Raw genomic sequence first — 12,253 nt, forward strand, 5'->3', positions numbered from 1 at the left:
ATCAGGCAAAAGTCTAATCGGAATCGTGCGCTGAGGTCTTCGGTCGCCTGCCCAACGGCTCAGCTGCATGGGCGCTCGCCCGGGCGGAGAGGACGACGGCCAGCGGCCAGAGCGCCTGCGCGCCGGCGGCAATGCGCTCGCTGAGCCCGACCAGGTCCCCGTCGAGCCGGGCGCCGAACCATCCGGTGGCCGCGACCAGCACCGCCGCGACCGGGAACGACCAGCGCGGACGAAGCGCCCATACCCGGCTGCCCCGACGGGCGGCCAGCGCGGGCCAGACGGCCAGGCAGCCGAAGGCCAGCGACGCGGCTGCGGTATGGACGGCGGAGGAGCCGACGGCCGGAAAGGGTTCGTCGGGGGAGGCTGGAATCGGCGAGGCGGCGACGACGAGGGTGGCCAGGCCGCCGAGCGCGAGCAGGCCGCGACCGGCCGCGCGGGCCGGGGTGAGTCCGGCCGCAGTCGCCACATGGCAGCAGCCGACCACCACGAACCCGGCCGTCATGACCCAGCGGTGCTCGGCTGACGGGGCGGCCAGCGCGCTGATCGTGTCGTGCACCGAACTGAAATCCGACTGCAGTGCGGCGGCTAGAGTCCAGCCCCCGATGAGGGCGACCGGCGCGCCGGCGGAGGAGACGACGGCCCAACGTGGCACCGTCGAATCGGTCCGGCTAAGCGCTATCGCTTGACCTCGCATCCCTCGAGCCTGCCAGAGGGTGACGAATCCCGCTGAGCATCCGTGCCCAGTGCGTCCAAACGCGATAGAAATAGACCCATGACGCAGACCACCTCACAATCCGAGAGCAATTGGCTGGAGCCGACGGAGCTGGAAGCCGCCCGTCAGCGATTGCCGATTCTGTATGTCGACGCGATCCCGGTCCGCGTCGACGCGGCCGGCGCGGTGACCTCTGTGGGTCTGCTGCTGCGGGTCACCGGGCAGGGCGACATGACCCGAGCACTCGTCTCGGGCCGGGTGCTCTATCACGAGCGGGTGCGCTCAGCGCTGCTGCGGCACATCGAGAAGGATCTGGGGTCGTTCGCGTTGCCGCACATTCCCCCGTCGCCGCAGCCCTTCACAATCGCCGAGTACTTCCCGACGCCGGGGGTCACGGCCTTCCACGATCCCCGGCAGCACGCGGTGTCGCTGGCTTATGTGGTGCCGGTGCAGGGCGACTGCGCCCCGCAGAACGACGCGCTGGAACTGACCTGGTTCTCCCCGGAGGAGGTCCTGCAGGAGACCGTGCTGGCCGAGATGAGTGGCGGCCAGGGCGTGCTGCTGCGCCAGGGGCTGGCCCACGTCGGCGTCTGAGTCGGCGTCTGAGTCGGCGGGCGGGTGGTTTCCGGTGACTAGCCGGTTGACTAGCCGGTTGACTAGGTCGGGGTGATCTCGTCGGCCGACGGCGCGGTGATGCTGATCGGTGCGTTGAACTTCGAGAAGGAGGTGCTCGTCGTGGTCACCTTGCCCTTGAGAGTCAACGACTGATTCACCTTCACCAGATGTCCGTCGGTAGCGATCCAGAAGTCGCTCGGGAAGGTCGTCACACCGAGTTGGGTGAGCTGCCGCGCGGTGTCGGACGGAAGCAGCGAGGCGTCGATCAGTGCCGCGACGTGCGTGGTGCTCGCTCCGTTCACCGTCTCCTTGCCCACGACGTGGACCTTGGTCGCCGCCTGGGCGTAACTGAGGGCGCTGTTCAGCCCACCCTGGTCGATTGCGCTGGCCAGGCTGGAGTTCAACGCCCGGACGATCTGGTTTCCACTGGTGGCGGTGAGGTGGACCCACGGCTTGTCGGCGGTCGTCTTGACCATGTTCTGCGGCAGCTTGGCGTACATGTCGGAGCCGACCAGCACGAGCTTGACCGGTGTCCCGCCGACCGACTCATCGATGATGGCCGCGGCCAGGGCGCCCCCGTTCAGCTTCTCGTCACTGGTCGACTCGACGGTCGATCCCGCGCTCAGGCGCACGTCGGTGACGGTGTGTACGGAGGTGAGTGAGTCGACGCTGTGCTGCAGCGCGGTGGCCAGCGAGGGTCCGTCGGAGATCGTCCCGGTTGCTGTGGTTTCTGTGCTGGCCGGCGCGGTGGGCGATGCGGCGGCAGCCGTGCTGAGGGACGGGGCGGCCGACTTCACAGCGTGCCCGGCGGCGGAGGTAGAGCAGCCGGCGAGGGCGGCGGCGGCGGCCAGAGCGCCGGTCAGTACGAGCGAGCGGGAGGCGAGAGGGCGCGCGGTGCGGGTGGGCATCGGGCCAAGTTACCGCACGTTAGGTATGTCCGCCTGCGAGATTCTGCTGTGCTTCGTTCTCCACGGGCCTGGGTTACGGTGGCCAGATGGGTTCCCTGATCCTCTCCCGGCGCGATCTCGACTTCGTCCTCTACGAGTGGCTGCAGGTCACCGACCTCACCACCCGCGAGCGCTACACCGAGCACTCCCGCGAAACCTTCGACGCCGTCCTCGAGTTGGCCGAGAAGATCGCCACCGAGAAGTTCGCCCCGCACAACAAACTGGCCGACGCCAATGAGCCGCACCTCGTCGACGGCAAGGTGGTGCTCATTCCGCAGGTGCGCGAGGCGCTGGACGCCTTCGCCGAGTCGGGGCTGCTGGCCGGCACCTTCGATCATTCGATCGGTGGCATGCAGCTGCCGGTCGTGGTCTCCAAGGCCGCGATGATGTGGTTCCAGGCCGCAAACGTCGGAACCTGCGTCTACCCGTTCCTGACCCTGGGGAATGCGGCACTGCTCGTCGCGCACGGCAGTCAGGAGCAGATCGATACCTGGGCCCGTCCGATGCTGGACGGACGCTTCTTCGGCACGATGTGCCTCTCCGAGCCGCAGGCCGGTTCGTCGCTGGCCGATATCACCACCCGCGCCGTCCCGCAGGACGACGGCAGCTACCGGCTGGTCGGCAACAAGATGTGGATCTCCGGCGGTGACCACGAGCTGTCGGAGAACATCGTGCACCTGGTGCTGGCCAAGATCCCCGACGGGCCACCCGGGGTGAAGGGCATCTCGCTCTTCATCGTCCCCAAGTTCCTGCTCAACGCGGACGGGTCGACCGGTGAGCGCAACGACGTCGTGCTGGCCGGCCTCAACCACAAGATGGGCTACCGCGGCGGGACGAACACGCTGCTGAACTTCGGCGAGGGGACGCACCGTCCGGGCGGGGTCGGCGGAGCCGTGGGCTATCTGGTCGGTGAGCCGCACCAGGGGCTGGCCCAGATGTTCCACATGATGAACGAGGCGCGGGTCGGTGTCGGGCTCGGCGCCACCGCGCTGGGCTATACCGGTTACCTGCACGCGCTGGAGTACGCGCGAACCCGGGTGCAGGGTCGGCCGGTGCAGAGCAAGGACCCGGCACAGCCCCCGGTGCCGATCATCGAGCATGCCGACGTGCGTCGGATGCTGCTGGCCCAGAAGTCCTACGCCGAGGGTGGGCTGGCGCTGGGGATGTACTGCGCCAAGCTCGTCGACGAGCAGGCGAGCGCGCCGACGGCGCAGGAGTGCGAGCGCGCGGCGCTGCTGCTAGACGTGCTCACCCCGATCGCCAAGAGCTGGCCGTCGCAGTGGTGCCTGGCCGGCAATGACCTGGCGATCCAGATCCACGGCGGCTACGGCTATACCCGCGACTACAACGTGGAGCAGTTCTACCGGGACAACCGGCTCAACCCGATCCACGAGGGGACGCACGGCATCCAGGCCATCGACCTACTCGGGCGCAAGGTGACGATGGCCCGTGGCGCCGGGCTGCAGTTGCTGCTGGCGACCATGCGGGCGAGCACCGCCCGGGCCGCGTCGGTGCCGGGGGCGGCTGGCTACGCCGCGACGCTGGAGGCGGCGATCTCGCGGGTCGAGACGGTCACCGGCAAACTGCACGGCAGCGGCGATGTGGCGCTCAGCCTGGCCAACGCTTCGGTGTACCTCGAGGCGGTCGGGCACGTGGTGCTGGCCTGGGTCTGGCTGGAGCAGTTACTAGCCGCCGGAACGTCCGAGGGGGCGTTCTACGACGGGAAGCGGCAGGCCACCCGGTACTTCTTCAACTGGGAACTGCCCAAGACCTCCCCGCAGTTCGACCTGCTGGAGAGCCTGGACGACACCACCCTGGCGATGTCCCCGAGCTGGTTCTGACTCTGCGCTTTTGGCACACCTGCAGGGACTATCCCGGCCGGTGTGCCAAAAGCGGTGGGCAGTTCTAGATCAGGTCGACGACGTCGGCGATGGAGTTGAGCACCCGACTCGGACGGAACGGGTACTTCTCGATATCCGCGCGCTGCGTCGAGCCGGTGAGCACCAGAATCGTCTCCAGCCCGGCCTCGATTCCCGCCACCACGTCGGTGTCCATCCGGTCGCCGATCATGGTCGTCGTCTCCGAATGGGCCTCGATCCGGTTCATCGCGCTGCGGAACATCATCGGGTTCGGCTTGCCGACGAAGTACGGCTCCCGGCCGGTGGCCCGGGTGATCAGGGCGGCGACCGACCCGGTGGCCGGCATCGGGCCTTCGGCTGAGGGTCCGGTGGCGTCCGGGTTGGTGGCGATGAAGCGGGCCCCGCGCTCAATGAGCCGGATCGCGCTCGTGATCGCCTCGAACGAGTAGGTGCGAGTCTCGCCGAGGACGACGTAATCCGGGTCGGCATCGGTGAGGGTGTAGCCGACCTCGTGCAGTGCCGTGGTGAGTCCGGCCTCGCCGATCACATAGGCCGAACCCTGTGGGAGTTGATCGCTGAGGAAGGTGGCGGTGGCCAGCGCGGACGTCCAGATCGACTCCTCGGGGACGGTCAGCCCGGAGCGGGCCAATCGGGCCGCCAGGTCGCGCGGCGTGTAGATCGAGTTGTTGGTGAGCACCAGGAAGCGCCGCTCGCGCTCGATCAGCCGCTGCAGAAACTCCTTGGCTCCGGGCAACGCCTGGTCCTCATGGACGAGAACCCCGTCCATGTCGGTGAGCCAGCACTCGCTCTCCGCTCGCTGCGTCACGATCGCTCCAATCGCTCGGGATCCCCCGACTCGTGGCTGACTGTCGAACACCGTCGAAACTACCAGCGTGTGATGGAATCAATGGGTGAGTGAACTGCTGCTGCGTTCGGGCCGATTGAGCGAAGCGGGCCAGCCGATGGACCTCCTGATACGAGACGGGGTCATCGAACGCATCGGCGCTGACCTCTACTCCTCGGCGGAATCCATCGATCTGGACGGGCGATTCGTACTCCCCGGCCTGTGGGATCACCACGTGCACTTCGACCAGTGGGCCCAGGTGAGTCGCCGCCTGGACGTGTCGGCGGCCGAGTCGGCGGAGCACGCCACCGCGCTGGTGGGCGACCGGCTCAACTCCACCTCGACCGATGGACCGCTCGTCCAGGGCGAGTTGCTGGTCGGCTACGGGTTCCGGGACGCGCTCTGGCCGGACACCCCGCACCGCGACGACCTCGACGCGGTCAGTGGCACGACCCCGGTGGTACTGGTCAGCGGCGACCTGCACTGCGCGTGGGGGAACTCGGCCGCCCTGGCCCAGTTCGGTCTGGGTGAGCATCCGACCGGACTGCTGCTGGAGTCCGAGGCGATGGGGATCTACGGCCGGCTCGGCGAGGTCGCGGAGGAGGTGCTCGACCAGTGGGCCGCCGACGCCGCGGCGACGGCAGCCAGTCGCGGGCTGGTCGGCCTGCTGGATCTGGAGGCGCCCTGGTCGATCGACGCCTGGACGCGCCGCGTCAACCAGGGGAACCGGTCCCTCCGGGTCGCCTGCGGCGTCTGGACGCCGAAGCTGGAGGAGGCGATCGCCCGGCGGCTGCAGACCGGCGACGTCATCCCCGACACCGACGGTCTGGTGAGCATGGGCCCGCTGAAGATCATCACCGACGGATCGCTGAACACGCGCACCGCCTACTGCCACCGGCCCTACCCGGGACTGGAAGAGTCCGAGAACCCCTATGGATTGTTGGTCGTCGATCCGGCTGAGCTGACTGAGCTGATGAGCCGGGCCGCCCGCTCCGGCATCGAGTCGGCGATTCACGCCATTGGTGATCACGCCAATTCGCTGGCCCTGCAGGCCTTCGCCGACTCCGGCGCTCGCGGGAGCATCGAGCACGCCCAGTTGCTGACCCGAGGTGACCTGCCGCGCTTCGCGGAGCTGAGCCTGGTCGCCAGCGTGCAGCCCGAGCACGCCATGGATGACCGTGACGTCGCCGACCGCTACTGGGCCGGCCGAACCGATCGGGCCTTCATGCTGCGCTCCCTGCTCGATGCCGGAGCGATGATCGCGCTCGGCTCGGATGCTCCGGTGGCCCCTCTCGACCCGTGGATAAGTATCGCGGCGGCGGTGAGTCACAGCCGGGGCGGCCGTCCGAGCTGGCACCCGGAGCAGGAGATCACCTTCGACGAGGCGCTGGAGGCGTCGACGGCGGGTCCGGTGGTCGAGGGGGCGCCGGCTGACCTGGTGATCGTCGACCTGGATGCCTGGGGCGCCTCGGCCGAGCAGCTGCGTCACCTGCCCGTGACGGCGACCGTGCTCGGCGGCCGCTTCACCCACGACGCGCTGTGAGCCGGCAGCGGGGAGAGATCCTGGCATGTTCCGGATAGCGTTCGTCGAGCCGAAGATCCCGCCAAATACAGGGAATGCCATCCGCTTGGTGGCGGCCACCGGATGCGAGCTGCACCTGATCGGGCCGCTCGGCTTCGATCTCTCGGACGCGAAACTGCGCCGGGCGGGCCTCGACTACCACGACCTGGCCTCGGTCACCGTGCACGAGAATCTGGAGGCGGCCTGGCCGGTGCTGGCGGTGAATCCAGTGGCGCCGGAGCAGCCCGCCAGGACTTTCGCCTTTACCGGCAAAGCCGATCGCATCTATAGCGACGTCAGCTATCGGTCCGGGGACGTGCTGATGTTCGGTGCCGAACCCACCGGCCTGGCCGACGAGGTGCTGGCCGACCCGCGGATCACCGAGCTGGTACGAATCCCGATGCTGCCCGGCCTGCGGTCGTTGAACCTGGCCAACTGCGCGGCCTTGGTGACGTATGAGGCGTGGCGACAGAATGGCTTTGCCGGATCCAGCGATACCGGCCCACGGCCAACGCGAGAGTAAAGATGCGCGGGGGCGTCCGCAGTCACCACCTGCTCGTCAGCCCCCGCGCACCGTCTGCGGCGATCGCCACTCAGCGAGCACTCCACGCAGGGGCGCGGGGATGCTCGCTGAGGGCAGATCGTGTTGTTTCTACTTGGTATTGACGGTGATCTTGGCGACGCCGATCAGCAGGCCGCCCTTGACCGCGTCGGTGTTGAACGTCTTGTCCAGCAGCGTGGCGGCGTTCTCCGACATCAGCACCCGGGTGCCTTCGAGGATCGCGGTGTCACCCGAGGTCTCCAGTGGCTTGAGCGTCGTACCGTCCAGGTCGAAAAGCTTGGTGTGGGTGGCGGCTGTCTTGCCGTCAACTGCGACGTCCCCGTAGAGCGTGGAGTTGTTGCCCGGATCGATGTCGAAGTTGGTCAGATTCACGACGGTCGCGGTGGCACCGGTGCCCGCGGTGAGCGACAGACCCGAACCCATGTGCTCGATGTTGCCCTGAACGTAGGGCTTCACCGAACCAGGCGTGTAATACGTTACATTCCCGCCGGTGATCGGGAAGCTGATGGAGCCGTCGGCCAGCGTTGCGGTACCGACCGTTCCCGGCGTGAGCTTCAGCGTCGTCAGCGCGTCGGTGAAGCCCTTGTCCAACGCGACCGCGGTCGAGACGCCGGTGAGGCTTGGGATGGTAGCCACCGGCGCGGTCGAGAGAGCCGAGGACGGTGCCGCGGTGGTCGACGCGGCGGAGGTGCTGTCCGAGGAGCAGGCGGTGAGGCTGATCGCGCCGGCGGCGGCTAACACGGCTATGGTCGAGGCAATCTTCTTGGAAAACATTGAATCTTTCCTAACGTCGGTGATGACTGTCAGGAATAGATTCGAAGCTCAGCCCCGTATCGGTTTCACCTCAGCTACCGACGTAGTACTGATCGGCCGTCTCCAGCGCCTCGTCGAGCATCGCCAGTCCCGCACGGGCTTCGTCGGCGGTGATGGTGCACGGCGGCACGACGTGAGTCCGGTTGAAGTGCACGAACGGCCAGAGTCCCTTAGTTTTACAGGCCGTCATGAACTCGTTCATGGGTGCTGCGTCTGCGCCGGCGGCGTTGAAGGGGACGAGCGGTTCGCGAGTACTGCGATCCTTCACCAGTTCGAGCGCCCAGAACACGCCCAGCCCGCGCACCTCGCCAATGCTCGGGTGCCGTTCGGCCATCTCCCGCAGCGCCGGCCCGATGACGGATTCGCCTATTTCTCGGGCATTTTCGACGATGCGTTCCTCTTTGAAGATGTTGATCGAGGCTACGGCCGAGGCGCAGGCCAGCGGGTGCCCGCTGTAGGTGAGACCGCCGGGGAAGGGGCGCTCGGCGAAGGTGTCCGCGATGGCGTCGGAGATGATGACGCCACCGAGCGGCAGGTAGCCGGAGTTGACGCCCTTGGCGAAGGTGATGAGGTCGGGGGTGATCGACCAGTGATCGACGGCGAACCACTCACCGCAGCGGCCGAAGCCGGCCATCACCTCGTCGCTGATCATGAGGATCCCGTACTCGTCGCAGATCGCCCGCAGACCGGCGAGGTAGCCCGGCGGCGGGACGAGAATGCCATTGGTCCCGACCACCGTCTCGGAGATGATGGCGGCGATCGTCTGCGGTCCCTCGAGCTGGATCACCTGGCGCAGGTGGGCCAGCGCCCGCTCGGTCTCCTCCTCGGGCGTCTGGGCGTAGAAGGCTGAGCGGTACAGGTACGGCCCGAAGTAGCGCACCACCCCGGGGATTCCGGAGTAACCGAGCTCGTTGGCCCAGCGCCGTGGGTCACCGGTGAGGGCGATCGCGGCCGCGGTCGAGCCGTGGTAGCTACGGTAGGCCGACATCACCTTGGGGCGGCCGGTGTGGATGCGAGCCATCCGGATCGCGTTCTCGTTGGCCTCGGCACCGCCGTTGGTGAAGAAGACCTGGTTCAGGCTGCCGGGGGCCAGTTCGCTGATCAGCCGAGCCGCCTCGCTGCGGGACTCGTTGGCGAACGACGGGGCGATCGTGCAGAGTTTCCCGGCCTGTTCCTGGATGGCGGCGACCAGTTTCGGGTGCTGGTAGCCGATGTTGACGTTCACCAGCTGCGAGGAGAAGTCGAGATACTTCTTCCCCTCGTAGTCCCAGAAGTTCACCCCGAGGGCCCGTTCGATCGGCAGCGGGTCGATCTTGGCCTGCGCTGACCAGGAGTGGAAGACGTGCGCCCGGTCGTCGCGGCGGATCGTTGCCTCGAGAGCGGCGAGAGCGGCGAGAGCGGCCGAGTCGGTGGTGGTGGTCATGCGGGTCACCTTTCGTTACTCCGCTTTTGGCACAGCGACCGGGATAATCCCTGCAGCTGTGCCAAAAGCGTGGAGGTCGAGGGTCAGTGGTTGCGGGGGAAGCCGAGGTCGACGCTGGAGCTGGCCGGATCCGGCCACCGCGACGTGACCACCTTGCCCCGGGTGAAGAAGTTGACCCCCTCCGGCCCGTACATGTGGGTGTCGCCGAAGAGGGAGGCCTTCCAGCCGCCGAAGGAGTAGTACCCCACCGGCACCGGGATCGGTACGTTGATGCCGACCATGCCGGCCTCCACCTCGAACTGGAACTGCCGGGCCACCCCGCCGTCGCGGGTGTAGATGGCGGTTCCGTTGCCGTACGGGTTGTCGTTGATCAGCTCCAGCGCCTCGGCGTAGGTCTCGGCCCGCACGACGCAGAGGACGGGGCCGAAGATCTCGTCGGTGTAGACGCTCATCGCCGGCGTGACGTGATCGAGCAGCGTCACCCCGAGGAAGAACCCGTCGGTCGGGAGGTCGGCGTCCCGCCCGTCCACCACCACGGTGGCGCCGGAGGCGGCCCCGGCCTCGATGTAGGAGGAGACCTTGTCCCGATGCTCGCGGGTGATCAGCGGACCCATCTCCGAATCGGGGTTCGTGCCCGGGCCGATCTTCAACTTGGGCAGCCGCTCGGAGATCGCGTCGATGAGCGCGTCACCTACGCCACCGACGGCCACGGCGACCGAGATCGCCATGCAGCGCTCACCGGCCGAGCCGTAGGCGGCCGAGACAGCCGCGTCGGCGGCCATGTTCACGTCCGCGTCCGGGAGCACCACCATGTGGTTCTTCGCGCCACCCAGGGCCTGGACGCGCTTGCCGTTCGCGGTGCCGGTCGCGTAGATGTAGCTGGCGATCGGGGTGGAGCCGACGAAGCTCACCGCCTTCACCTGCGGGTTCGTGAGGATAGCGTCCACCGCCTCCTTGTCGCCGTTGAGCACGGTGAAGACGCCGTCGGGCAGGCCGGCCTCCTTCCAGAGCGCGGCGATGAACAGCGCACTGGACGGGTCCTTCTCACTCGGCTTGAGGACGAACGCGTTGCCACAGGCGATCGCGTTCGCGCACATCCAGAGGGGCACCATCGCCGGGAAGTTGAACGGCGTTATCCCGGCGACCACGCCCAGCGGCTGCCGGATGGAGTAGACGTCGATGCCGGTCGCGGCCTGTTCGGAGAAGCCGCCCTTGAGTAGCTGCGGGATGCCGCAGGCGAAGTCGACGTTCTCCATGCCGCGGGCGATCTCGCCGCCGGCATCCGAGAGCACCTTGCCGTGCTCGGCGGTGATGATCGCGGCCAGCATGTCGGCCCGGTCGTGCAGCAGCGCCCGGAACGCGAAGAGAATCTGTGAACGGCGGCTGAGCGAACTGTGGCGCCACTGCCGGGCCGCATCGGCCGCGCCGCTGATCGCGTGGTCGACCTCGGCCTTGCCGGCCAGCTCGACCTCGGCCGCGATCTCGCCGGTGGCCGGGTTGTAGACGGGGGAGGTGCGGGAACTCGGCGTCGAGCTGAGTCGGCCGTCGATCCAATGCGGGATGCGCGTTGTCATGAACAGAGATTACGTCCGCTCGGGCCACCGCCTCCAGCCCCGGACGGGTTACCCGCGCGTCATCCGGACCTCCGCCAGGCCGGTGTCCTCGTCGATCTTGGCGGTACCGTCCGGTGCGAATCCCTGCTTTCGGTAGAAGGCGATCGCCCGCGGGTTCGCCTCGAAGACCCACAGGTGGGCCGCCCGCTCACCGATCACCGCCTGCAGCAAGGTTTCGGCCAGGCCCGTACCCCAGTGCGCGCGAGCCAGATACAGGGTGATGAGTTCCAGCCCGCCGTCCTTGCTGCCGGAACTCGCCACCGCGACGAGTTCGCCACCGGTCTCGGCCAGCATGATCAGCCGCTCGCCGGCCAGGATCCGCTGCGCCCAGCGTTGCCGGCGCACCTGCACCGTCGTGCGGTCCAGGTAATCGGCGGAGACGATGCCCGCATAGGCGTCGTTCCAGGCCGCCGTCTGGAAGGCGGCCACTGCGCCCGCGTCGTCGAGGCCGGGCGGGCGGAGCCGGTAGTCGCTCATTCGCTCATTCTCAAGCAGTCGCCCGATCTGCAGCTGGGCCGGGCCCGGCTGCGATGATGTGCCGGTGCCGAACCCCACCGCCGATCGACGCGTCAACTCGTATTGGCGCCCGCGTATGCCACCCCGGCAGGTGGCCGGCGCCGTTCCCCACGGCGCCACCAGACGCGGCGGGACGACCCGCGGCACGACCCGGGCCGGTGAGCATCCGGCCAAGCGCCAGCCCGCGATCCCGGAGGCCGCGTCGCGGGGGCTGAACTACAACAATCACCAGCGCCGGCTCGTCGGCAACCCGGCGAGCGCCATCTACGGGAGCATCATGTCGGCGTCGCTGCTGGTGGTGGCCAGTTCGCTGGAGAAGTCGCTGTGGGACGTCATCGTGCTGATCGTCTCCACGCTGATCGTCTTCTGGCTGGCCCACGCCTACACCGACGCCGTCGGCGACGGTGTCAGCTTCGTCGGCACCAGCAGCGTCCCGATCGGACGGGTCGTCCTGCATCACCTGCGGGCCCAGTGGCCGATCGTGGAGAGTGCGTTCTTGCCGATCGCGACCCTGGTCGTCCTCACCCTCTTCGGGGTGAAGCTGGATACCGCCCTCACCGTCGCGCTGATCGTCGACGTGGCCGAACTCTTCGGCTGGGGCGCGCTGGTGGCCCGGCGCATGCGAATGCCGATGCTGCGGGCCGTAATCTTCGTCCTCTTCACCGGAAGCCTGGGCCTGATCATGGTGCTGCTGAAGGTGCTCGTCCACTAGCTGCGGCCGTCCGGATGAACTTCGCCTGAGACACATCCCAGATCTGGCCTACCCGCTTCGAGAGTGCAATAGTCAC

Annotated in this window: 12 protein-coding genes; 5 read left to right on the top strand and 7 right to left on the bottom strand. The window is 67.9% G+C overall.

Annotated elements, in window-relative coordinates:
• Nucleotides 1-13 precede the first annotated feature (13 nt).
• Entirely contained in the window at nucleotides 14-652 is a 639-nt protein-coding gene (locus tag CPH63_RS04545) for a DUF998 domain-containing protein (RefSeq protein ID WP_157749274.1), read from the bottom strand.
• 120 nt (nucleotides 653-772) lie between these two features.
• Between CPH63_RS04545 and CPH63_RS04550 the strand changes: the two genes are divergently transcribed.
• Nucleotides 773-1,306, top strand: a complete 534-nt coding sequence (locus tag CPH63_RS04550; protein ID WP_096301765.1) for an NUDIX hydrolase family protein — start codon at nucleotides 773-775, stop codon at nucleotides 1,304-1,306.
• A 62-nt stretch (nucleotides 1,307-1,368) separates the two neighbouring features.
• Here CPH63_RS04550 and CPH63_RS04555 read toward each other — a convergent pair whose 3' ends face one another.
• Nucleotides 1,369-2,235 carry an LppX_LprAFG lipoprotein gene (locus tag CPH63_RS04555; RefSeq protein WP_096301766.1) on the bottom strand — a complete coding sequence of 289 codons (867 nt, stop codon included), beginning with the start codon at nucleotides 2,233-2,235 and terminating at the stop codon, nucleotides 1,369-1,371.
• 86 nt (nucleotides 2,236-2,321) lie between these two features.
• Between CPH63_RS04555 and CPH63_RS04560 the strand changes: the two genes are divergently transcribed.
• A complete protein-coding gene (locus CPH63_RS04560; RefSeq protein WP_096301767.1) occupies nucleotides 2,322-4,115 on the top strand; it encodes an acyl-CoA dehydrogenase in 1,794 nt (597 codons plus the stop codon).
• A 64-nt stretch (nucleotides 4,116-4,179) separates the two neighbouring features.
• Here the strand turns inward: CPH63_RS04560 and CPH63_RS04565 are convergent, their stop codons facing one another.
• Complete coding sequence (locus CPH63_RS04565) at nucleotides 4,180-4,920, bottom strand: HAD-IIA family hydrolase (RefSeq protein ID WP_096304945.1); 741 nt, start codon at nucleotides 4,918-4,920, stop codon at nucleotides 4,180-4,182.
• A gap of 124 nt (nucleotides 4,921-5,044) precedes the next feature.
• Between CPH63_RS04565 and CPH63_RS04570 the strand changes: the two genes are divergently transcribed.
• Nucleotides 5,045-6,520, top strand: a complete 1,476-nt coding sequence (locus CPH63_RS04570; RefSeq protein WP_197704574.1) for an amidohydrolase — start codon at nucleotides 5,045-5,047, stop codon at nucleotides 6,518-6,520.
• A gap of 25 nt (nucleotides 6,521-6,545) precedes the next feature.
• Nucleotides 6,546-7,061, top strand: a complete 516-nt coding sequence (locus tag CPH63_RS04575) for a tRNA (cytidine(34)-2'-O)-methyltransferase (protein WP_096301768.1) — start codon at nucleotides 6,546-6,548, stop codon at nucleotides 7,059-7,061.
• 129 nt (nucleotides 7,062-7,190) lie between these two features.
• On the opposite strand, the gene CPH63_RS04580 is transcribed toward CPH63_RS04575, so the two are convergent.
• The 4 genes from CPH63_RS04580 to CPH63_RS04595 all read right to left on the bottom strand — a co-directional run bounded on the left by CPH63_RS04580 (nucleotide 7,191) and on the right by CPH63_RS04595 (nucleotide 11,426).
• A complete protein-coding gene (locus tag CPH63_RS04580) occupies nucleotides 7,191-7,874 on the bottom strand; it encodes a hypothetical protein (RefSeq protein ID WP_096301769.1) in 684 nt (227 codons plus the stop codon).
• Between the two features lie 70 nt (nucleotides 7,875-7,944).
• The gene (locus tag CPH63_RS04585; protein WP_096301770.1) at nucleotides 7,945-9,336 is read right to left on the bottom strand and encodes an aspartate aminotransferase family protein; all 1,392 of its coding nucleotides are present in this window, start codon (nucleotides 9,334-9,336) and stop codon (nucleotides 7,945-7,947) included.
• A gap of 83 nt (nucleotides 9,337-9,419) precedes the next feature.
• Nucleotides 9,420-10,910: a CoA-acylating methylmalonate-semialdehyde dehydrogenase gene (locus CPH63_RS04590; protein WP_096301771.1), complete on the bottom strand. Its 1,491-nt coding sequence runs from the start codon at nucleotides 10,908-10,910 to the stop codon at nucleotides 9,420-9,422.
• Nucleotides 10,911-10,958: 48 nt separating this feature from the next.
• Nucleotides 10,959-11,426: a GNAT family N-acetyltransferase gene (locus tag CPH63_RS04595; protein WP_157749275.1), complete on the bottom strand. Its 468-nt coding sequence runs from the start codon at nucleotides 11,424-11,426 to the stop codon at nucleotides 10,959-10,961.
• Nucleotides 11,427-11,490: 64 nt separating this feature from the next.
• On the opposite strand from CPH63_RS04595, the gene CPH63_RS04600 reads away from it, so the two are divergent.
• Nucleotides 11,491-12,177 carry a hypothetical protein gene (locus CPH63_RS04600; protein ID WP_157749276.1) on the top strand — a complete coding sequence of 229 codons (687 nt, stop codon included), beginning with the start codon at nucleotides 11,491-11,493 and terminating at the stop codon, nucleotides 12,175-12,177.
• Nucleotides 12,178-12,253 lie beyond the last annotated feature (76 nt).

The sequence above is a fragment of the Jatrophihabitans sp. GAS493 genome, from assembly GCF_900230215.1.
In the GTDB taxonomy this organism is placed as follows: domain Bacteria; phylum Actinomycetota; class Actinomycetes; order Mycobacteriales; family Jatrophihabitantaceae; genus MT45.